The organism is Pseudomonas sp. Marseille-P9899 (assembly GCF_903166565.1).
Lineage (GTDB): Bacteria > Pseudomonadota > Gammaproteobacteria > Pseudomonadales > Pseudomonadaceae > Aquipseudomonas > Aquipseudomonas huaxiensis.
This window is the reverse complement of sequence record NZ_CAESCG010000001.1, coordinates 1,248,355-1,270,622: the sequence shown is the minus strand read 5'-3', so window position 1 is coordinate 1,270,622 and position 22,268 is coordinate 1,248,355. Positions and strand designations below refer to the sequence as shown.

At 63.7% G+C, this 22,268-nt stretch carries 18 protein-coding genes; 5 read left to right on the top strand and 13 right to left on the bottom strand.

What is annotated here, in order from left to right; translation table 11 throughout:
* Positions 1–9: 9 nt before the first annotated feature.
* Genes HWV67_RS05670 through HWV67_RS05660 form a run of 3 tightly spaced genes read right to left on the bottom strand, consistent with a single transcriptional unit; the run spans position 10 to position 3,696 of the window.
* Positions 10–1,062: an NADP(H)-dependent aldo-keto reductase gene (locus HWV67_RS05670; RefSeq protein ID WP_175650300.1), complete on the bottom strand. Its 1,053-nt coding sequence runs from the start codon at positions 1,060–1,062 to the stop codon at positions 10–12.
* Positions 1,063–1,084: 22 nt separating this feature from the next.
* Positions 1,085–2,437 carry an LLM class flavin-dependent oxidoreductase gene (locus HWV67_RS05665; protein ID WP_175650299.1) on the bottom strand — a complete coding sequence of 451 codons (1,353 nt, stop codon included), beginning with the start codon at positions 2,435–2,437 and terminating at the stop codon, positions 1,085–1,087.
* The gene (locus tag HWV67_RS05660; RefSeq protein ID WP_175650298.1) at positions 2,434–3,696 is read right to left on the bottom strand and encodes an acyl-CoA dehydrogenase; all 1,263 of its coding nucleotides are present in this window, start codon (positions 3,694–3,696) and stop codon (positions 2,434–2,436) included. The genes HWV67_RS05665 and HWV67_RS05660 overlap by 4 nt, the downstream gene beginning before the upstream one ends.
* A gap of 542 nt (positions 3,697–4,238) precedes the next feature.
* Here HWV67_RS05660 and HWV67_RS05655 point away from each other — a divergent pair.
* From HWV67_RS05655 to HWV67_RS05640, 4 genes are all read left to right on the top strand, one after another.
* The gene (locus HWV67_RS05655) at positions 4,239–5,804 is read left to right on the top strand and encodes a sugar ABC transporter ATP-binding protein (protein ID WP_175650297.1); all 1,566 of its coding nucleotides are present in this window, start codon (positions 4,239–4,241) and stop codon (positions 5,802–5,804) included.
* The gene (locus HWV67_RS05650) at positions 5,797–6,822 is read left to right on the top strand and encodes an ABC transporter permease (protein ID WP_175650296.1); all 1,026 of its coding nucleotides are present in this window, start codon (positions 5,797–5,799) and stop codon (positions 6,820–6,822) included. Before HWV67_RS05655 ends, HWV67_RS05650 begins: the two co-directional genes overlap by 8 nt.
* A gap of 32 nt (positions 6,823–6,854) precedes the next feature.
* On the top strand, positions 6,855–7,904 hold the full coding sequence (locus tag HWV67_RS05645) for a substrate-binding domain-containing protein (protein ID WP_175650295.1): 1,050 nt from the start codon (positions 6,855–6,857) through the stop codon (positions 7,902–7,904).
* A 407-nt stretch (positions 7,905–8,311) separates the two neighbouring features.
* Positions 8,312–10,696, top strand: a complete 2,385-nt coding sequence (locus HWV67_RS05640; RefSeq protein ID WP_175650294.1) for a TonB-dependent receptor plug domain-containing protein — start codon at positions 8,312–8,314, stop codon at positions 10,694–10,696.
* Positions 10,697–10,870: 174 nt separating this feature from the next.
* Here HWV67_RS05640 and HWV67_RS05635 read toward each other — a convergent pair whose 3' ends face one another.
* Positions 10,871–11,335, bottom strand: coding sequence for a DUF3574 domain-containing protein (locus HWV67_RS05635; protein WP_110971587.1), 465 nt, complete (start codon positions 11,333–11,335; stop codon positions 10,871–10,873).
* A 236-nt stretch (positions 11,336–11,571) separates the two neighbouring features.
* Positions 11,572–12,324 (bottom strand): SDR family NAD(P)-dependent oxidoreductase, encoded by a 753-nt coding sequence (locus tag HWV67_RS05630; RefSeq protein ID WP_110971585.1) that lies wholly within the window; start codon positions 12,322–12,324, stop codon positions 11,572–11,574.
* Positions 12,325–12,426: 102 nt separating this feature from the next.
* Here HWV67_RS05630 and HWV67_RS05625 point away from each other — a divergent pair, with 102 nt between their 5' ends.
* Positions 12,427–13,353, top strand: coding sequence for a LysR family transcriptional regulator (locus tag HWV67_RS05625; protein ID WP_175650293.1), 927 nt, complete (start codon positions 12,427–12,429; stop codon positions 13,351–13,353).
* A 7-nt stretch (positions 13,354–13,360) separates the two neighbouring features.
* Here HWV67_RS05625 and HWV67_RS05620 read toward each other — a convergent pair whose 3' ends face one another.
* The 8 genes from HWV67_RS05620 to HWV67_RS05585 all read right to left on the bottom strand — a co-directional run bounded on the left by HWV67_RS05620 (position 13,361) and on the right by HWV67_RS05585 (position 22,268).
* On the bottom strand, positions 13,361–14,794 hold the full coding sequence (locus HWV67_RS05620; RefSeq protein WP_110971583.1) for an aldehyde dehydrogenase family protein: 1,434 nt from the start codon (positions 14,792–14,794) through the stop codon (positions 13,361–13,363).
* Between the two features lie 70 nt (positions 14,795–14,864).
* Positions 14,865–16,364 carry a CoA-acylating methylmalonate-semialdehyde dehydrogenase gene (locus HWV67_RS05615; protein WP_175650292.1) on the bottom strand — a complete coding sequence of 500 codons (1,500 nt, stop codon included), beginning with the start codon at positions 16,362–16,364 and terminating at the stop codon, positions 14,865–14,867.
* Between the two features lie 56 nt (positions 16,365–16,420).
* Entirely contained in the window at positions 16,421–16,780 is a 360-nt protein-coding gene (locus tag HWV67_RS05610; protein ID WP_095153413.1) for a RidA family protein, read from the bottom strand.
* Positions 16,781–16,814: 34 nt separating this feature from the next.
* Positions 16,815–17,849 carry a zinc-dependent alcohol dehydrogenase gene (locus tag HWV67_RS05605; protein WP_175650291.1) on the bottom strand — a complete coding sequence of 345 codons (1,035 nt, stop codon included), beginning with the start codon at positions 17,847–17,849 and terminating at the stop codon, positions 16,815–16,817.
* A gap of 106 nt (positions 17,850–17,955) precedes the next feature.
* Entirely contained in the window at positions 17,956–18,747 is a 792-nt protein-coding gene (locus HWV67_RS05600) for an IclR family transcriptional regulator (RefSeq protein WP_095153415.1), read from the bottom strand.
* Positions 18,748–18,808: 61 nt separating this feature from the next.
* Positions 18,809–19,978, bottom strand: coding sequence for an NAD(P)/FAD-dependent oxidoreductase (locus tag HWV67_RS05595; RefSeq protein WP_256680012.1), 1,170 nt, complete (start codon positions 19,976–19,978; stop codon positions 18,809–18,811).
* Positions 19,975–21,456, bottom strand: coding sequence for a 2Fe-2S iron-sulfur cluster-binding protein (locus tag HWV67_RS05590; protein WP_175650290.1), 1,482 nt, complete (start codon positions 21,454–21,456; stop codon positions 19,975–19,977). The genes HWV67_RS05595 and HWV67_RS05590 overlap by 4 nt, the downstream gene beginning before the upstream one ends.
* On the bottom strand, positions 21,453–22,268 hold the full coding sequence (locus HWV67_RS05585) for an ABC transporter permease (protein WP_110971646.1): 816 nt from the start codon (positions 22,266–22,268) through the stop codon (positions 21,453–21,455). Before HWV67_RS05585 ends, HWV67_RS05590 begins: the two co-directional genes overlap by 4 nt.

Here is a 22,268-nt window from a genome sequence, read left to right as displayed (position 1 = left end):
TGCGCGGGTTCATGGCGCAGGGTTCGGAATCTGCTGGTGAATCGCCTGGATCTGCGCCTTTATCTCGTCACTCAGCGTGACCCCCAGCGCACCGAGGTTTTCTCTGAGCTGGGCCAGGCTGGTTTGCCCCGTCAGCGCGCTGGCGACGAAGGGCTTGTCGATGACAAAGGCCAGCGCCAGTTGCGCCGGCGTCAGCCCATGCTGCCGGGCGATGTCCACATAGCCGGCAATGGCCTCCTGCGCCGAGCGGCTGTCATAGCGGTTGAACGACCGGTACACCGCCGACAGCCGCGAGCCCTCGGGGCGAGCGCCATTGAGGTATTTGCCGGTCAACGCGCCGAAGGCCAGCGGCGAATACGCCAGCAGACTTACGCCTTCACGGTCGCTGAACTCGGACAAACCGCCTTCGAACAGCCGGTTGAGCAGGCTGTAGGGATTCTGCACGCTGACAATGCGCGGCAGCCCCAGGCGCTCGCTCTGCTTGAGGAATTCGGCGACGCCCCACGGCGTTTCGTTGGAGACGCCGATGTGCCGGACCTTGCCGGCGCGCACCTGCTCTGCCAGCACACTGAGGGTTTCTTCGATGGCAACGCTCTCGGCATCGCCCTGGTACACGTACTCGCGCTGACCGAAGGTGGTGGTTTTACGGTCGGGCCAGTGCAACTGGTACACATCCAGGTAGTCCGTGCGTAAACGCTCGAGACTGCCGTCGAGGGCTTCGACGATGTTGCGCCGGTCATGCCGGCTCAGTCCGCCACGGATATGTTGCTGGCTCTGAAGCCCGTTGGCCGGTCCGGCGACTTTGCTGGCCAACACCACCTCGGCGCGGCGGCCGCTAGCGGCGAGCCAGTTGCCGATGTAACGCTCGGTGGTGCGCCAGGTCTCGGCGCTGGTCGGCGTCGGGTACATCTCGGCGGTGTCGATCAGGTTGATGCCTTCGGCGAGTGCCAGCTCGATTTGCTGGTGAGCGTCGCGTTCGCTGTTCTGATGGCCCCAGGTCATGGTGCCCAGCCCCAGAACGCTCACTTCGATGCCGCTGCGGCCCAATTGGCGATAACGCATGCTGAATCCTTGTCGCCGGTGCTCAGGAGCGCGGACGGTACTGGTTGACGGGGAACGGCAGGCCAAGGTGCTCGCGCAGCGTGCTGCCGGTGTATTCATGACGGAACAGCCCGCGCTTGCGCAGCAGCGGCACGACCTCATCGACAAACGCCTCGACACCGGACGGGAACATGTCCGGCATGATGTTGAAGCCATCGGCGGCATGGGCCAGGAACCACTCGGCGAGCGTATCGGCCACCTGCTCGGGCGTGCCGACCACCAGGCGATGGCCCACCAGGATGCGTCGGGAAAGCTGGCGAACGCTGAGGTTCTCCTGGCGGGCCAGGTTCAGTTGCGCTTCGAGGAAGCCTTGCGAGCCGCGCTCGAAGTCCGCCACCGCGCCGATGCGGTCCCACGGCAGCGGCGCATCCGGGTCGAGCTCACTCGCCGGGATGCCGAACCGACCCGCCACCAGATCGAGCAAGCCGTGCTCGCCATGCCAGGCATTGAGGTCGTCGAAACGTGCCTGGGCCTCGGCTTCGGTACTACCGATCACAGTGGACAGCCCCGGCATGATCTTCAGGTGCTCGGGGTTGCGCCCCCAGCGCACCGCCCGCTCTTTCATTTCCCGGTAAAACTGCTGGCCGGCGTCCAGTGTCGTCTGGGTGGTGAAGATCGCATCGGCATAGCGTGAACCGAGGGCCTTGCCGCCCTCCGACGAACCCGCCTGCACCAGCACCGGACGACCCTGGGCCGAGCGCGGCACGTTCAACGGCCCTTTGACCGAGAAATGCTGGCCGACGAAATCAATGGCACGGACCTTTCGCGGATCGGCAAATTGCCCGGTGCGGGCATCGCCGATGATCGCGTCGTCTTCCCAGCTATCCCACAGCTTCAGGGTGACATCGATGAACTCGTCGGCCCGCGCATAACGGTCGACATGCAGCGGCGCGCCGCCCAGGCCGAAGTTCTGCGCGGCGTCGTCGCTGGCGTTGGTCACCGCGTTCCAGGCCGCCCGGCCGCGGCTGACATGGTCCAGCGAGGCAAAACGCCGCGCGATGTTGTACGGCTCGTTGTAGGTGGTCGAGGACGTGGCGATCACGCCGATACGCTGGGTGGCGGCGGCGACGGCGGTCAGCACGATGGCCGGGTCCAGATGGCCGACCGGCTGGTTGGACACGTCGCCCGCCAGGGCTGACCAGTCGGCGAGAAACACCGCGTCGAGACAGCCACGCTCGGACAGCCGCGCGATGTGCTGGTAATGCTCGATATCCAGGTGAGCCGTGGCGGCGAGTTCGGCTTTGCGCCAGGCGCCCAGGTGCGCGCCGAAACCCAGCATGTTCATGCCCAGGCTCATCTGGCCGCTACGTTGGTTGCCGTTGTTTGCGCTACTCATACCGCGCTCGCCTCGTCGCGGGCGCCGGTCGTATCGGCGGCTTGCTGGGCAAGCCAGGCGGCGTCCGGAGTGACGCCATTCAGGTAGTAGTTGCCCAGCACCCGCTCGCGGTAGATCGCCGGGTTATGCGAGGCCAGCGTGCGGGCATTGCGCCAGTGACGGTCGAAACGCCGGGTTTCACTGGTGGCCGAAGCACCACCCACTTCGAACAGCAACGTCGTGGCCTCCAGCACCTGGCCCAGAATGATCTGCTGAACCTGGAAGGTGCGAACTTCGGCTTCGGTGTAATGGTGCTCCTGGGCGTAACCGCCCTGCTCCGCCTCGTACACCTCCTGGACAATCCCGGCGACTGCCAGCACCTGGGTCTCAGCCGAATAGGCCAGGCTTGAAAGACGCCCGATAACCCGCTGCACCAGCGGATCGTCCTTGGGGCTGGCATGTCCCGGGAAGCCGAACGCGCGGGTGCGCCCCTTGACGAACTCGGTGGCATCGCGCAGCACCGCATTGGCGATCCCGGCCAGGGCTGCAAGATGGAACAGCTGATAGAACGCGGTGAGATACGACTCGGCGCGAACCTCGTCTTTCTTGAAGCGGCGAATGATGTGCTGTTCCGGCACCGCTACCGCAGCAAACCGCGTGGTGCCGCTGCCGGTGAGGCGCTGGCCGAAACCGTCCCAGTCATCCACCACCGATACACCCTGGGCATCGGTCGGCACCGCGACGCTGACAAAGTCCTCGCCCTCCAGCGCGACGGCGGCGATCCAGTCCGCGTACAGGGTTCCCGTGCAGTAATACTTCTCGCCATCCAGTTGCCAGCCGGCCGTTGCCGATCCCGCACTGACAGGGCTGAGCACAACCGAATTGCCGGTGGTGCTGCTGCGCTCAGCCATGGCAGCGCCCCAGAGCTGACCATCGGCCACCTTGGACAACCAATAGTCCTGCGATGCCCGGTCACGGCTGGACAACCGCCCCTCCACGAAACCGAAATGCGCCCGGAAGATCTGCGGCAAGTTGGAGTCCGCCTCCCCGAGTTCGATCAACAGGCGAAAAAGCTGCGGCAGGGTCGCGCCCAGTCCGCCTTGTGCGACCGGTACCCGCAGGGCGCCGAAACGGGCTTCACGCAACCACTTGACCGGCTCAAAGGCGAGTTCACGCTGCTGCTCGCGGGCAACGGCGGTGTCGGCAATGCGGGCGAACACCTCGGCAAAGCGCTGGTGCAAGTCTGCGTAGGTCGGATCGGGAGAAAGTGTCGAACTCATTATTTTTTCCTGGTGGGTTCATGTGCCAAGCCGCCCTCACTGGCGACTCAATGCAATACAGCGAATGATGTTGCGCAACCACAAAGTTCAGCGGTTACTACTGGGAGAGGGGCAGTTCGATGATGTATTTGAAAAAATCGGAATCACGATCAACTTTATTTTGAAATCACCGTTACCGCCTCACACAGCAGATTGCAATCAACATGCCACGCCGAAAAAACATGCGCCCACTAGTCGGCCATTGCTTACGCTATAAACAAGGAAAGCTATTTCTTTAAAAGCACTCCCGGACAATAAATCATTACGCCAGGCTTGAGGCACTAGCGCGCTGCGCAACCCTGCACGCCTGTCGTTGCACCAACACTTTGTTGCTCAAGTGTTGGCCCCTGAACAGTGAAATTGAAGTTGCTGATGGCTTATAACTAAAAAACTTTTTCTATGCGATCAGGTTAGTTGATTTTGTTTGCGTTAGTGAATTTAATCCCGGAGTCAACTTTTGCGAACACGAACTAATCCCACCTCAGTTTGTCCGGAATTACAGCATGACACTTCCAATGGCCGCGCTACCCGAACCGCTTGTCCGGGTACGTGGCCTGAGTAAAACCTTTGCGGCTAACCACGCGCTCGATCAGGTTGATCTACAGATTCTCCCTGGCGAAGTTGTCGCGTTACTGGGCGCCAATGGCGCCGGCAAATCCACCCTGGTCAAGATTCTCGCCGGCAGCCAACCCCATGACGCCGGCGAACTCTGGGTGCAGGGCCGCTTGCAGCATTTCACCTCGCCGCTCGCTGCCCGCAGGGTTGGGATCGTTGCGGTGCACCAGCACGTCAATGACGGTATTGCCCCCGGTTTGAGCGTCGCGGAAAACCTGGTGCTGGACGAACTGTGCCTGCCGCAGGCGCGCTGGTGGGTCAGCCGCAAGCGCCTGGCCGCGCGGGCCGCCGTTATCGCCGCCGGGCTGGAGCTGGACCTGCCGTTGCACGAGCCCATCGAGCGTCTCGGCCAGGCCGAACGCCAGCTTGTGATCCTGGCCAGGGCCCTCGCCTTGCAGCCACGGTTGCTGATTCTCGACGAACCCACCGCGGCGCTCTCGGACACCGAAGCGCAGCGCCTGTTTGCCCTGATCGACCGGCTGCGCGAGCGCGGCGTAGCGATTATCTACATCTCCCATCGGCTGTCCGACTTGCAGCGTGTTGCCCAACGTCTGGTGGTCCTGCGCGACGGCCGGCTGGCCGGGGAATTCGCCGCGTCGCAACTGCCCGACGCGATTCAGGCCATGCTAGGCGAAGCGATCGAAACCCGGCCCTTCGTGCCAAGGGCGCCGGGGCGCGAGGTGCTGAGCCTGCGCGGCGCCCGCGTTGCGCCGCACACCCCGCCCTTTGATCTGACCCTGCATGAGCATCAGGTGGTTGCCATCACCGGGCTGCTTGGCGCGGGCAAAAGCGAAATCGCCGAGCTGCTGTTCGGCTTGCGCCGCCCGGCGAGCGGCACCCTGCATCTGGACGGTGTCGCCTGGAACCCGGAGTCACCACGCCAAGCGGTTCGCTCCGGGGTGTTCTACGCCGCTGAAGACCGGGCGAACGGCTCGCTGGTCCCCGGCTTTTCAGTGCGCAAGACCCTCACCCTGCCTTTCCTGGAGCGCTTCACCCGCGCCGGATTTATCAACGCCCGCGCCGAAGCGGCATCGGTCGAGGAACACGTGACGGCGCTGGGAATCAAGACCGCTGGCATCGACCTGCCGATGGAAGCGCTGTCCGGCGGCAACCAGCAGAAGGTCATCCTCGGTCGCTGGCTGCTGGGCGGCGCCCGCGTGCTGATTCTCGACGAGCCCTTCCAGGGCGTCGATGTCCGCGCCCGCCGCGATATCGGCCAACTGTTGCGTGAAAGCGCCGAAGGCCGAGCAACGCTGGTGATCTGCGCCGATATCGACGAAGCCCTGGACATCGCCGACCACATTCTGGTGGTGCGCAACTTTGCCGTGGTCGCGCAGTACCCCCGCGCCGAGCTGTCGCGCACGGCGCTGGTGGCGCAGTTGGCCCGCAACGAAGTTGAAGCACCGCCGGTTGTTGCATCCCCTACATCGCCAAGGAGTACCGCGAGTGTCTGATTCGCTTTCCCCGTCGCACAGCGCGCCGGCCCCGTTCCAGCGTGGGCTGGAAATATTGATTCGTTACGGCCTGCTACTGGTGCTGGCGGTGATCGTCGTCGTATTCAGCGTTGCCGAGCCCGCGTTCATGCGGGTGAACAACCTGTTCCTGATCCTGCAGTCGGTGTCGATCGTCGCCTTGCTGGCCCTCGGTGTGACGCTGACCATGGCCGTCGGCGGACTGGACCTGTCGATCGGTGCCGTGGCCGCCATGAGCCTGATGATCGCCAGCTATGTGATGGTGGTGCTGGAGTGGGACGCGCTGTCTGCCATCGTCATCAGCCTGGCGGGCGGTGCCCTGGTCGGTCTGCTGAACGGCTGGTTGATCGTCAAGCTGCGCATCCCCGACATCCTCGCGACCTTGGGCAGCATGTTCCTGATTATCGGCGTGCAGTTGATCCCTACCGGCGGGCGCTCGATCGCCGTGGGCATGACCCTGCCCAATGGCCGCGAAACCGAGGGTGAATTCAGCGCGGTGTTTCTCGCCATCGGGCGTGGCCGGCTGTGGGACACCGTACCGATTCCGGTAGTGATCACGGCGCTGGTGGCGCTGGCCGTCTGGCTGTTTCTGGAGCGCACGCGGATCGGACGGCTGTTCTACGCCATCGGCGGCAACGAACAGGCCGCGCGCCTGGCCGGGGCCCCGGTCCAGCGCTACAAATTGCTGGCCTACGTGGTGTCGGCACTGCTGGCGTCTGCAGGCGGACTGTTGCTGGCCGCCCGCCTCGGTCGCGGTGATGTCAGTTCCGGCAACGGCCTGGTGCTCGACGCCCTGGGCGCCGCGCTGATCGGCTTTGCCGTGCTCGGCGCGAAAAAGCCCAACGCCTTCGGCACCCTGGCCGGAGCCCTGCTGGTGGCCACCTTGCTCAATGGCCTGAGCATGCTCAACGCGCCTTATTACGCACAGGATTTCGTCAAGGGTCTGGTCCTGGTACTGGCCCTGATCTTCACCTTCGGTCTGGCCCATCGGGCGCGCTGAAACCGCATTTCATCTACCCGCAAGGACCCTCTATGCACCCTTTGTTCAAAGACGCTGTTCGTTACCTGACCGTCGGCTTGCTCGGCCTGGCCTGGCAGGCCCAGGCTGCGGCGCTGCCGGGCGCCCCCGCGCCGTTCAATGAAGGCAAGGTGCAGATCGCGCTGGTCGGCTACCTGTTTTCCGGGGATTTCCCCGAAGCCTACCTGCAAGGGGTCGAGAAACAGGCCGCGTCGCTGGGCGTGACGCTGCGGGTGTTCGATGCCCGGCAACAAGCCTCGCGGCAACGAGAACTGATCGAGCAGGCGATCGATCTCGGGGTCGATGGGATCATCGTCCAACTGGGGCTGCCCGAAACCCTAGGTGACGCGGTCGACAAGGCGATTGCCAAGGGCATCAAGGTCGTGGCGTTCGACGTTGACCTGAACAACCCCAAGGTCACCCAGATCGAGCAGGACCACCATGCGCTGGCCCGCCTGGCCTTGGACAAAGCCATCGCCGACAACGGCTCGACCTTCAATGCCGGCTACGTCTACATCAGCGGTTTCACCCCGATGGAGCGTCGCGACGAAGTCTGGCGCCAGGTCAAACAAGACAATCCCGGCGTGGTGGAAAAAGCCCGCTTCGGCACGCTCAATGCGCCGATTGCCAACTCGGTGGCCGACCAGGCCAGCGCCGTGCTGCGGGCCAACCCGGACATCAGCGTGATTTTTGCCCCCTTCGACGAGTTCGCCAAAGGCGCGAAGATCGCCGTGGACGAAGCGGGACTGGGGTCGCAGGTGAAAATCTACAGCGCCGATATCTCCACGGCCGATATCCAGATCATGAAAGAGCCCCACAGTGCCTGGGTCGCCACCGCCGCCGTCAACCCGCAAGTCGCCGGCGCCATCAGCGTGCGTAGCCTGGCAATGCTGATTGCCGGTGAGAACCCAGGGCCCCGCCTGCTGGTGCCGCCGACACTGATTACCCGTCAGCAGTTACTGGACCTGGATGTAAAGAACGTTCGCGACCTGGCAAAGAAACTGCCGGCGTTTGGCGATGCCGCTGATATTGCCCGTCCGGCGTGGATACCAAAAGACAACTAAGGCATGCACTAAAAGACCCTATAAGCTCCGCAAAACTGCAACTTGCAACTTGAAAGCCCTGTTGCACTAACGACACTACTGTTGCCGGCACAACAGTATGTGTTGAAAGCCGGTCATTATCGGCTGCGGGTTCTAATCAGTGTGAAAAATGTTCTTTTGCATCTATCCCGCACTTGGGTAATGTTTGAACTGCCAACTTTACGCACTACCTGACTGCCCTTGCGCGCACATGTGCAGGTAGTGCGTGATTATTGTGAAGTCGCACCGACTCACATGTTCACTTCAAATCAATAATGCAAAGTGCAGTGCCGTGTCTGGTTATTGGCAGCATCAGGCTGTTTACGATTTCGTATAAAGCCCAACTTGCACGCCATGACGGCCCTCGCACTTATACAAGGAGCTGTTTCATGCATCACCGCCTTTCAATCCTCGCTGTCGCCGTCGTTTCGGCATTGACGCAAATGAACGTTCAGGCCGATGAACCTACGGGGGCCGTGGAGGAGGCAAGTCGACTGGATACCGTGCTGGTGACGGGTACCCGCGGCACGTCACGTACCGTGCTCGATTCCCCGGTGCCGGTGGATGTGCTGACCGCACAAGACCTCAAGGCCACCGGTGCCAGCAACGGCGAACTGGGCCAGGCGCTGCAGACCTTGCTGCCGTCATTCAGCATGCCGCGTCAGTCGAACTCCGGCGGTGCCGACCATATACGGGCCGCGCAGCTGCGTGGCATGAGCCCTGACCAGGTGCTGGTGTTGGTCAACGGCAAGCGCCGCCACACTTCGGCGCTGGTCAGCGACTCATCGAAAACCGGTCGCGGCACCGCGCCGGTCGACTTCAACTCCATTCCCATCAGTGCGATCAAGCGCATCGAAGTGCTGCGCGACGGCGCCGGCGCGCAATATGGCTCGGACGCCATCGCCGGGGTGATCAACATCATCCTCGATGACGCGCCGGAAGGCGGTGAAGTCTCCAGCACCTTCGGCGCTTACCATACGCACCAGGACGCCATCGACAAAACCACCACCGACGGCCAGAACACCATCACCACGGCCAAGATCGGCACCCGCCTGGGCGAGGATGGCGGCTTCATTCGCGGCGGCGCCGAATACAAGGACCGCAACCCGACCGAGCGCGCCGGCTTCGACGCCTTCGCCGACACCCCGGGCCAGATCAACTATGCCAAGGGCGACGGATCGGCGCGGGACGTCAACCTGTGGTTCAACAGCGCGTTGCCGATCGGCGACCTCAAGGCGTATTCCTTCGGTACGTTCAACGAACGCCACACCACCGGCGCGCAGTTCTACCGCTACCCCTACCAACAACCGCAGTTCTACCCCAACGGCTACCTTCCGCAGTCCCTCGGCACCAACAAGGACCTCTCCGCCACCGCGGGGATCAAAGGCCTGATCGGCGAAGACTGGGACTTCGACAGCAGCATCACCCACGGGCGCAACCACTTTGATTCAGGCGCACGGCGCACCCTCAACGTCAGCCTCGGCGCGGACTCGCCCACCCGCTTCGATACCGGCCAATACGAGCTGCGCCAGACCACGACCAACTTCGACTTCAGCCGTGAACTGCGCATCGCCAACCGGCCCTTCGTGTTCGCGGCGGGCGCCGAATACCGCTACGAGAACTACCTGACCACCGCGGGCGACGCGGCGTCCTACATCGGTAGCGGCGCTGACGGCGCCAACGGCCTGCGTCCCAATGAAGAGGCGGATCTGGACCGCAATGTGTTCGGCACCTATGCCGAGCTGTCCGCCGACCTGACTGACCGGTTGTTTGTCGACGCCGCCACGCGCTGGGAGCGCTACGACGATGCCGGCAGCAAACTGACCGGCAAGCTCAGCGGCCGCTATCGCCTCACCGATCAATGGGCATTGCGCGGCGCGGTGTCGAACAACTTCCGCGCGCCGTCGCTGGCGCAGGTCGGCTTCCAGCACACCACCAGCAACTTCGGCGAAGGCGGCACGCTCACGGACGTGCAAGTGCTCTCGGTCAATGACCCGATCGCACAGGCACTGGGCGCTGAAGCGCTGGTTCCCGAAACCTCGAAAAACTTCAGCCTGGGCCTGACCGCGCAGTTGAGCGAGCGCTTCGATGCGTCGCTGGACATCTTCCATATCGCCGTGAAAGACCGGATCACCCTGTCCCAGCGTATCGGCGGCGACGCCCTTGAACAGTTCATCAACGACCAGTTTGGTCAAGCGGGCGTCCACGACGTCAACTTCTTCACCAACGCCGCCGACACCCGCACCAACGGCGCGGAACTGGTGCTCAACTATCACCAGCCACTGTTGGAAGGGGAACTGGGCATTACCACGGCCTACACCTACAACGACACCAAGGTCGTCAAGACCAAGGGCACCCCGTCGCAACTCACCGCCCTGGGCATTGGCAACGATGCACTGGTGGGTGTCGAGGAACGCAACACCCTGACCGACGCCGCGCCCAAGGACCGCTTCATCCTCTCGGCCAACTGGACCAGCCAGCACTGGGGATTGCTGGGCCGCCTGACCCGCCATGGCAAGACCACCCGGGTGTTCGACTTCGGCGACTCGCAGCCAGAGCAGACCTACGGCACCGACTGGCAACTGGATGCGGAAGTGCAATACAAGTTCACCCCGGCGTTTGATGTGACCGTGGGTGCCAACAACCTGACCGACCAATATCCGGAGCGTTCCAACTCGGATATCAACTACGGCGGTAACTTGCCCCATGACGTACTGTCGCCGCTTGGCAGTAATGGCGCTTATTACTACGCGAAGGTGACCTACGGTTTCTAGAGTGAGTATCAGCGCCGCTCGCGCAGCGCATCGTGAGCAAGCTCACTCCTACATGTTTCTATGGTGCATTACCCCCCTTGTAGGAGCGAGCTTGCTCGCGAAGCGCCGCATAAGCGGCGCTCGCTCTTGAGAACCCAGAAAAACTATCGACTAATACTCGGCAACTTCAATCAATCAGAATGAAATCTGCGCAGGCTGAGACACCTTCAGCACAGAAAGATCACCAGTAACGCGCTTCCACGCAAGACGAATAGCCTCGATACGTTCGGCATTCTGCGCATTGTCTTCATGCAACTTCACAATTACCTTGGTCAACAGCCGCTCAGGTTCCTTCGCGCCCTGGTCGCGCCATTGCCCATAGGCATCCAGAACACTGAACCCCGCAGGAAAGCGCGGCGTCACTTCAGTGTCGAGAAACGCCTGCCACTGCGCGGGACTGATGACTTCTTGTGCTCCGCCCCCTACTCGCCCCAGCGAGAAATACAACTCCGTGCGCAACCACTTCGCCTCTGCTGGCCGGGTCGGGTCACCTTGCAGGGTGGAACTGGCGGGGTCCTTGGTGTGAACAGGAGGGAGTGGCTCGCTGGCACACCCGGACAATGCAATGAGAACCGAGGCCAGAACAATGCGTTGAAACATGAAACTTCCTTATTGAGATTTAATGGCAACACACTATAGAGGCGGAACTTATCGGCTCAAAATAACCAATTCACAGGTAACTAGACTGACTTTTACAGTGCGCCATAAACTTCAGCAGGACCTGCAAACCCGCAAGTAAAGTTGATTGATCTGTTTTACAAATTAGTCGTTAAAACCGACTTTATTTTCAGCCGCAGTACAAACTCGCCATTCGTACAGCGGCTGAGCACCCCTGTTCAGACCTGAGCCTGCCCACCGTCGACAAACAACTCCGCGCCGTTGACGAAGCTCGAATCATCGCTGGCCAGGAACACCGCAGCGTTGGCGATCTCGACCGGCTCTCCGACACGGCCCAGCGGCACTTGTGACGCCAGGTAATCCAGCAAGCCCTGTTGTTGCCCGGCATCCGGGCCGGCCAGGTCAACCAGGCCCGGTGTGCGCGTCGCGCCCGGGCTGATGGTATTGACCCTGACCGCACGGTCCTTGAGGTCCAGAATCCAGTTGCGGGCAAAGGCGCGCACCGCGGCTTTGGACGCTGCGTACACGCTGAACGCCGCAGTACCGGAGCTACCCGCCGTGGAGCCGGTCAGGATGATCGATGCATTTCGCGCCAGCAGCGGCAGGGCCTTCTGCACGGTGAACAGCACTCCTTTGACATTGCGATCAAAGGTCTCGTCGTAGTGCGATTCAGTGATTTCACCCAGTGGCAGCATGGAACCACCGCCGGCGTTTGCGAACAGCACGTCGAGGTGACCGTGGGCCTCGCCGATGCGGGCATACAGCGCATCGAGCTGATCGAGCCGGGTGGAGTCCACCGCGATGCCCGTGGCGTTGCCGACCAGGGCCACTGCCTTGTCCAGTTCTGCCTGGCGGCGACCGGTGATGTAAACGTGGGCGCCCTCCTCGGCGAAGCGTATGGCGGTGGCCAGGCCGATGCCGGTAGTGCCGCCGGTAACCAGGGCGATTTTGCCTTCAAGTTTCTTGCTCATGGTGTTTCTCCCGTCAGGTGGTGTTTGGCTGTGGGAGAAGCTTATCGACCGGTAGATGATTTCAAAATAGAATCGTTTGAAACTCATCATTGCAGAATTGAAATGGCAAAACTTCCGGACTTCGAAGGACTGGCGATGTTCGCCAAGGTGGCTGAGGAAGGTTCATACGCCGCGGCCGCCCGCGCCATGGGCGTCTCTGTGCCCACGGTTTCCCGAGCGGTGGCGCGCCTGGAGGAGCGTTTGGGCGGTCGCTTGTTCAACCGGACGTCTCGACAACTCTCGGTGACCGAGTTCGGTTTGCGCCTGGTCGAACAGGCCAGTGCGCTCTACCGCGAAGCCGAGGACATGGAAAGCTCGGCGCAGGAACTGTCGGTTCAGCCGCGTGGATTGGTGCGTCTGGCGGTGCCGATGTCGTTCGGTCTGCGCTGGGTTGCGCCGTTGTTGCCGGAGCTATTGGCCCGCTATCCAGGGCTGGAAGTCGATCTTCATTTATCGGATTCGACAGTCGACATCGTCGCCGAGGGCTTCGACGCGGCATTGCGCATCGCCGCCCTGCCCGATTCGTCGCTGGTTGCCCGCCGGATCTGTTTGGTGACCCAGTATCTGGTGGCCTCCCCGACGTACCTCGCGCAGCACGGCTGCCCCGACCATCCACGGGAGCTGTCCGATCACGTCTGCATGAGTTACGCCTACCGGGCACGCAGTCAGGTGTGGCGCTTCACCCACACCGATGGCACTGAACAGGATGTGGTGCCCAACGGCCCCCTGCGCGTCACCAACTCGGATGCGCTGGTTGCGCCACTGCTGGCGGGCCTGGGGATCGCCGAACTGCCAGAATTCATCGCGGCCGAATACCTGGCCGATGGGCGTCTTGAGCAGGTGCTGCCGCACTGGAGCATGACCCAGGGCGGACTGCACTTCGTAACACCCTCGGCGCGTACCCGGCCGAGAAAGGTCCAGGCGCTCGCCGAATTTTTCAGCGAGCACCTCTCCAACCCGGGATGGCAACGGCCAACTGATCCGTCCTGAGCGACGGTCAGCCTTGGTTGCCCCAACCCACCACGCCCTTGATTTCAAGGAAGTCGTGAATGCCCCAACCCGCGTATTCACGGCCGTTGCCCGACTGCTTGTAACCACCGAACGGCGCAAAGGTGTCCCAGTTCGGGTAGTTCAGGTACACGGAGCCTGCACGCATGCGCCCCGCTACGCGGCGGGCGTGTTCGATATCGGTCGACTGCACGTAGGCCGCCAGGCCATAGACGGTGTCGTTGGCGATTTCGATGGCCTGCTCTTCGGTTTCGTAAGGAATGATCGACAGCACCGGGCCGAAGATTTCTTCGCGGGCAATGGTCATCTGCGGGGTGACGTTGCCGAACACCGTTGGCTGCACGTAGTAGCCCTTTTCCAGGCCCTCGGGACGGCCCAGGCCACCCGCCACCAGAGTGGCGCCTTCGTCGATGCCGGTGGCGATCAGGCCCTGGATCTTGGCGAACTGCGCCTCGCTGATGACCGGACCCAGGTTGGTGCTGGCCTCCAGCGGGCTGCCGGTGACCAGTTGCTCGGCGGTCTGCCGGGCAATTTCCAGGGCGCGGGCATGTTGCGCAGCCGGCACCAGCATGCGGGTCGGCGCATCGCAGGACTGCCCGGAGTTGGAGAAGCAGCCCTGCACGCCCTTGGCCACGGCCACGTCGAAATCGGCGTCTTCGAGCAGGATGTTGGCCGACTTGCCGCCCAGTTCCTGGGCCACACGCTTGACCGTATCGGCCGCCGCCTTGGCGACGCTGATGCCGGCGCGGGTGGAGCCGGTGAACGAGACCATGTCGACGTTCGGGTGGCTGGCCAGGTGCTGACCGACGTCAGGGCCGGTGCCGTTGAGCAGGTTGAACACCCCGGCCGGAACGCCCGCTTCGTGCAAGATCTCGGCAAAGATGATGCCGGTCAGCGGCGCGATTTCGCTGGGCTTGAGCACCACGGTGCAGCCCGCGGCAATGGCCGGCGCGACCTTGCAGACGATCTGGTTCAGCGGCCAGTTCCACGGCGTGATCAGCGCGCACACGCCAATCGCTTCGCGGACCACCCGGGTGCTGCCGTGGAACTCGCTGAACTGGAAGTTTTCCAGGGCGCTGATGGTCGATTCCAGGTGCGCGCGACCACTCCAGATTTGAGCATCACGGGCGAAATGCAGCGGCGCGCCCATTTCCTGGCTCACGGCCTTGACCAGGTCTTCGTAGCGCAGGTTGTACACCCGCAGGATTTCCTTGAGCAGCGCCAGACGCTCGCTGACGCTGGTCAGCGAAAATGCCGGGAAGGCTTTGGCCGCGGCGCTGACCGCATCCTCGACATCCGCCGCATTGCCCACGGCAATGGTGGTGAACGCCTGTTCGGTGGACGGGTCGATCACGTCGAGGGTGTTGCCGGAACGGGCATCGGTCCATTGGCCGTCGATGTAGAACTTGAGCGCATTGTTCATGGTTTTTCTCGCTTGACTGGGACGCCGGGTGAGGACATCGCCCTCACCACGGGTGAATGGGTCAGGTAACTCAGCCGTTGCTGGGGAAGGCAAACTGCGCCGCCTCATGGCTGGCGCGGCGCGGCCAGCGCTGGGTGATGGCCTTCTTGCGGGTGTAGAAACGCACACCGTCCGGGCCGTAGGCGTGCAGGTCGCCGAACAGCGAACGCTTCCAGCCGCCGAAGCTGTGGTAGCTCACCGGCACTGGCAACGGCACGTTGACGCCGACCATGCCCACCTCGATCTCGTCGCAGAACAGCCGCGCCGCTTCACCGTCGCGGGTGAAGATGCAGGTGCCGTTGCCGTATTCGTGATCGTTGATCAGTTGCATGGCTTCTTCCAGGCTGCCGACACGGACGATGCACAGCACCGGGCCGAAGATTTCGTCGGTGTAGATGCTCATCTGCGCATTGACCCGGTCAAACAGCGTGCCGCCGACGAAGAAGCCGTTTTCATTGCCCTCCACCACCAGATCGCGACCGTCCACCAGCAGGCTGGCACCCTGGGCGACCCCGGCGTCGATATAGCCCTTGACCTTGTCCCGCGCCGCGCCGGTCACCAGCGGGCCCATGTCCAGGCCAGTGGACGTGCCGGCACCGATTTTCAGTGCGCGCACCTCCGGCACCAGCCGGGTCACCAGCGCATCGGCGATGGCGTCGCCGACACACACCGCCACCGACAGCGCCATGCAGCGCTCGCCGCACGAACCGTAGGCCGCGCCCATCAGCGCACCGACCGCGTTGTCCAGGTCGGCATCGGGCATCAGCACCGCGTGGTTTTTCGCCCCGCCCAGTGCCTGCACGCGTTTGCCGCGCTTGGTGCCTTCGCTGTAGATGTATTCGGCAATCGGCGTGGAGCCGACAAAGCTCAAGGCTTTGACGTGCGGCGACTGGATCAGGCCGTCCACCGCTTCCTTGTCGCCATGCACCACGCTCATCACGCCCTTTGGCAGGCCCGCTTCGATCAGCAGTTCGGCGATGTACAGGGTGGAACTCGGGTCGCGCTCGGACGGTTTGAGGATGAAGCAGTTACCGCAGACGATCGCCAGCGGGTACATCCACAGCGGCACCATGGCCGGGAAGTTGAACGGCGTGATGCCCGCCACCACGCCCACCGGCTGCAGGTCGGTCCAGGCATCGATATGCGGCCCGACGTTGCGGCTGTAGTCGCCTTTGAGCAGTTCCGGTGCGCCACAGGCGAACTCGACGTTTTCGATCCCGCGCTTGAGTTCGCCGGCGGCGTCTTCCAGGGTCTTGCCGTGTTCCTCGCTGATCAGTTGCGAGATCTTCGCTTCGTTCTGCTCCAGCAGTTGCTTGAAGCGGAACATCACCTGCGCGCGCTTCGCCGGCGGCGTGTTGCGCCAGGCCGGGAAGGCGGCGCGGGCGGCGTCGATCGCCTGTTGCAGGGTGGCGCTGTCGGCCAGCGCGACTTGCCGGACCACGGCGCCGGTGGACGGGTTGTAGACATCCGCGGTGCGACCCGTGCCCTGCACGCGTGCGCCGTTGATCAGATGAGGAACGATACTGCTCATTGAAAACTCTCCAGTGCCGGTCGAGACCTCTCGCCGGCAGATCGTGAATGGCTGACTCAGGCCTTGACCGCCGCCTGCAGGGCGATTTCCACCAGGATATTGTCCGCCGCCATATTGGCCTCGACGGTTGCCCGGGCCGGCAGTGCGTCCTGTGGCACCCACTCGCGCCAGACCGCATTCATCGCGGCGAAGTCCTGCACGGCGTGCTTGAGCCAGATCTGCGCGAACAGGATGTGCGACTTGTCGGAGCCAGCCTCGGCCAGCAGCGCATCGATGCGCGCCAGCACCTGGGCGGTCTGGCCGGAAACGTCCTGGGTGCGGTCGGCCGGTACCTGGCCGGTGATGTAGACGATGCCGTTGTGCACCAGCGCGTGGCTGAGCAGGCCGGGATTGGGTTGCAGGCGGGTGATGGTCATGAAGGTGACTCCTGTTGAGGACAAAGGGCTTGGATCAGGCAATTTTCAGCACGGTGCGACCGACCAGTTGGCCTTTGCGCATGCGGGAGAAGATGTCGTTGATATCGTCCAGGCGTTCGAGGCTGACCTGCGCTTTCACCTGGCCGCGGGCGGCAAAGGCCACCGCTTCGTTGAGGTCGTGGCGGGTGCCGATATTGGAACCGGTGATCGACAGCTCCCAGCCGCTGATGGCCGAGATAGAGGCGCGCACGCTGTCGGCATCGCCGCCCGGCAGGCCGATGAACACCGCCGTGCCGCCGGGGCGCAGCATCTTCACCGACTGCTCGAACGCGGCATTGGCGGTGGCGGTCACCAGTACCGCGTGGACGCCGCCGGAAATCTGTTGTTTGAGGGTTTCGACCGGGTTATCGAGGGCGTCGATCAGGCATTCGGCGCCATAGCTGCGGGCCAGTTCGAGCTTGTCCGCGGACACATCGATGGCCGCCACGCGCAGGCCCATGGCAATGGCGTACTGCACCGCCACATGGCCGAGGCCGCCGATACCCATGACCGCAACCCACTGCCCCGGCCGGGCCCGCGAGCGCATCAGGCCACGGTAAGTGGTCACGCCCGCGCAGAGGATCGGCGCCAGGGCATACAGATCGACACCGTCCGGGATGCTGGCAACGAATGCCGCCGGAGCGACCATGTATTCGGCATACCCGCCCTGCTTGCTGTAGCCGGTGGATTCGCGGCGCTCGCAGATGGTTTCCATGCCGCCGAGGCAGAACTCGCAAGTGCCGCAGGCGCTGTACATCCACGGCATGCCGACCGCAGTGCCGATCGCCGGCTCGCTGACACCGTCGCCATGGGCAACGACATGTCCGGTGATTTCATGGCCGGGAATCAACGGCAAGGTCGGCAGGTCCGACCAGTCACCGTCCATGGCATGCAGGTCGCTGTGGCAGACGCCACAGGCGACGATGCGGATCAACAGTTCGCCCGGGCCAGGCTGCGGAATCGGGACCTGTTCGATACGCAGGGGCTCGCCGACGCCGTGCAGAACGGCAGCCTTCATGGTTTGACTCATCGCTCTCTCCTGATACATCCACCCGGTTTTCGGGCAATTGAGCACCTATACCGCCAGCCTGGGCTGGCGGCGGTGTGTGCGGGTCGAAAGGTGTTGCCCGGGGGCGCTAGCCCACGGGACGTAAACTGCGTGTCGCGCTGGCGATGGTGCGCGCGGTATTGATCACTTTAGGCGCCAGTTGCTTGCGCGCGTCTTCCAGGTTCCAGCGACTGAAGGGCACGGAGATATTGACCGCCCCCAGCGGGTAGCCATCGGCGTTGACCACTGCGGCGGCGACGCTGATATCCCCGGCGAAATACTCTTCCTGGGCGTAGGCATAGCCTTCGCGGCGGGCCTCGGCGACCATCGTGCGCAACGCGTCCAGGTCGGTGACCGTGCTCGCGGTGTAGCCCTGGCGCTCGGAGGCGATCAGGATCGCGTCCGCTTCCGCCTCCGGCAGTGCGGCCAGGTAAGCGCGGCCCGCCGAAGTGCAGTACATCGGCAGGTGACGGCCCAGCGGCATATGAATGGCGATCTGCTTGTGGCTCGGGAAACGGGCGACGTAGAGCATGTCCAGCCCGCACGGTTCAAGCAGGTTGCAGCTTTCCTCGACGTTGCGGTTGAGTTCGTGCAAGTACGGGTTGGCACGCTCGATCAACTCGCTGGTCTGCAGGTAGCCGGTGCCCAGGTCGAGGGACTTGGGGGCCAGGCGCAAGCGCTTGGTCACCGGTTCCTTGTACAGGTAACCCAGCGCTTCAAGGGTGAAGGCCGAACGTTGCACGGTGCTTTTGTTCAGCCCCGTCGCCTCGGCCAATTCGATCAGACTCATGCTCGGGCGTCCGGCACGGAACGCCGTCAGGATCGCCAGCCCCTTGGACAAAGCAGTAATGAACAGTGGCGAGTCTTCTGCAGTACTCATGGGGTTTTCCTTGTTTTTGCCGCGAAAAACGCGGTTATCACGGTGCTTTCAACGCTGTGTTTCATTCGAAATGACTCAAGACAATGCCAGGTTCCACGACCGGCGCGTTGCGTTCAAACCTGTCCACGGCGAAGGGGCGCATGCGCTCATCCACCTCGCCGCTGACGATGGCCTTGGCCAGTAATTCCCCGGCGGCCGGTGCGCCGGCGTGGCCGTAACACCAACCCGCACTGACAAACAGGCCCGGCAGTTGCTGATGGGCCCCCAACAGCGGCCCGAAATCCTTGGAGATATGCACCAGGCCGGCCCATTGACGCAAGATCCGCGCATGGCCCAACTGCGGAAACATCTCCAGATACGCCCGTGCTGTCGCCGCCATCACCGGCACATCGGCATTCAAGGTGTGCTGTGGCCGCTCGGCGACTTCGGCGCCGCCCACCACTTCACCGCGCGCAGTCTGGTGCATGTAGCAGAGCCGATCCAGCAGTGCCACGGCGGGACCGATCAGGGGCCGGGTCGGTTCCAGCGCCATGGCTTCCAGGCGCATCGGGTAACCGTCCAGCGCCACCCCCGCCAATTGCGCCAGGCGATTGCTCTCGGCGCCTCCGGCGAGGACCACGGTATCGCTGGCAATCCACTGCTGCCCGACCCGCACCCCGGAAATACGCCCGGCGCTCTGGTCGATGGCGGTGACTTCGGTGCGGTAATGAATCGCCACCCCGCGTGCCTCGCATGCCTGCCGATAGGCATGCATCGCGGCATGGTGCGGCGCCACGCCGCTGTCCGGCAGGTGCAGCGCCGCGCTCACCCGCTCATGGGCCAGGGCCGGCAGCACTTCGCGCAGTTGCGCCGGGTTCAGCAGGCCGGAAGTGATGCCGCATTCCTTGTGCACTTCCCGCGTGCGCTCCAGCAGCGTCGCCGTGGTGTCGCGTTCGCCCACCATGGTGTAGCCACGGCGCGAATACATGACGTTCTCGCCCAGACGTTTCGACAGCCCCTGCCACAAGTGGCAGGAATGGGCGAAGAAACGCGTCCACTCCGGCGAGCTGAATGCGCCGCGAATCAGCGTGCCGTTGCGGCCCGAAGCGCCGCCCTGCCAGTAACCGGCATCGAGCACAAGAATGTCGCGCACGCCCAGCTCCGTCAGGTTGAACGCCAGCGACAGGCCCTGGATACCCGCGCCGGCGATGATGATCGATGCCTTGCCAGGCAATGGCTTGACGGCATTCATTGCAGTGGCTCGACAACCGCAGCCAGGCCGGCAGCCTGGGCAACGGTCAAAGCACGGCGTGGCGGGCGCAGCGTCGGCCGGGCCAATGCCGTCAGGGCGATGCCGCTACGGGCACTGACCAGCGCCCGCAACGAATCCCAACAAGGTTGCCCCTGACACGGGCCCATGCCGCAGGACGTCAGGCGCTTGATCACTTCCAGGTCGGTAATGCCTTGGGCGATCAGGGCCTCGACTTCATGACCGGACACGTCGAAGCACGGGCACAGCAACGCCGCGTGCCGCGATCGCGCGGCCACCGGCAGCGGCTGATCGGTTTCGCTCGCTGAACCCACGGTGCGCAGGCGGCTCTGGCGTTGCTCGCGCAATTGCAGCAAACCTTCGGCGCGGCTCTGGAAGGTCAGGCTGGCTTCGGTCAACCACGGACCGGCATGAACCAGTGCATCGCAAGGAATCGCTTCGTCGAACAGCGCCGCCGTGACCTGGCGGTGCCCCACCACCCGGCGCAACCCGGCCACCGGCAGCGCGGCCACCACGTTTACGCCCAGTTCGCCCAAACGGCTGGCCACCGCCTGCTGGTCGCCATTGCCGACCACCACCACCCGTGCGCCCGGCGCCACCGCATGTTGATGGGCCATGATCAATGCCGTGCGTACCTCCATCACTCCGGGCAGCCACATGCCCGGAACCACGGGCGGACAAGCACGGCGGCCGCTGGCCAGAATCACTTCATCCGCATCGAGGGCCAGCGCGCCTTGCGCGGGGTCTTCAGGCGCGGCGAGCAGCAACTCGCCTTCACGGTAGGCGCCGAACACTTCGACGCCCGTCACCAACCGCACCCGTGGGTCCAGCACCGGCCGGGCCACGCCCGCGGCGCAGGCAAAACGGGCCAGTGACTGACCACGGGTCACCAGCAACACATCACGTCCGCCGGCCGCCGCCTGATTGGCGGCAGCACAACCCGCCAGCCCGCCACCGATTACCAGCACCTCGGCACTCAGGTGCTGCGCCGCAGGCACGGCGACCTCGCCGGTGCGCTCAGCCGGTTTGGCTGAGCCCGCGAGAAACGCCAGCAGCGCTTCCCAGCGCTGGAACAGCGCCGTGCCGCTGGGCACCAGATTGGTGTGCTCGAAACCGCCCTGAATCCAGCCTGCGGGAATCAGCCGCGACAGCCGCAACAGGTCGAACGCCGGGGTGGGCCAGCAATTCTGCATCTCTACCCGTGCGCCGGCGCTGACCGGCAGCAGGTCCAGGCGCACGTTCGGCACGCCGTTGACCCGTGCCAGCACGCCGGCGACGTAGTTGCCGGAATAGCCCAGCGGCCGGTGCGACTTGCGGCTCCAGGCCAACGTGCGAATACCGTTGGCCAGCAACGCCGCCGCCACGCTTTCGCCCTGGCGACCCAGCAGCGCACGGCCATTCCAGAAGAACTCGACGCTCGCCGTGGCGGCATGCCCGAGGCGCAGGTTGACGCGACTCATGCGGCGTTCCTCCGGGCCTTGCGCTGGGCCATGATGCTGATGCACAGCATGATGATCGACAGCAGGGTCATCAGCGTCGCGACCACGGCGATCAGCGGGTCGATCTCCGAGCGCAGCGAACTGAACATCCGCTTGGTCAGGGTGGAGCTGTCGCCACCGCTGATAAACAGCGAGATCACCGCTTCATCCAGGGAAATGGCAAAGGCGAACATCGCCGCGGCGATCACCGAAAAACGGATCTGCGGCAAGGTCACGTCGAAGAACGCCCGCAGCCGGGTGGCGCCGAGGATGCAGGCCGCCTGTTCCTGGGTCATGTCGTAGCTGCGCAGCCCGGCACTGACGTTGATCACCACGTAAGGCAAGGCCAGCAGCGTGTGCGCCAACACCAGGCCAGGGATGGTGTTGTTCATGTCAAGCCGCGCATAAACGAAGAACAGGCCGATGGCGATGAAGATGGTCGGCACGATCATCGGCGCCATCAACAGCCCGCGCAGCACGCCGGACAGCCGCGACTGGGTGACATGCAGCGAATACGCCGCCGCAGTGCCCAGGGTCGTTGCCAGCAGCATGGTCAGGGTCGCGGTAATCAACGACACCGTGGTTGCCGCGCGCCATTCCAGCGAGGCGAAGTAGCTGAAGAACGGTTCGATGCTGAACGACTTCGGCGGGAAGTTCAGGTAACGCGCATCGGACAGCGACATCGGGATCACGATCAGCGTCGGCAACACCAGGAACAGCATCGTCACCAGCACCAGCACGTACAGCCAGGAAGCGCGCAGCGCGTCGGTCAGGGTTTGTTTCAGTCGGGCCAT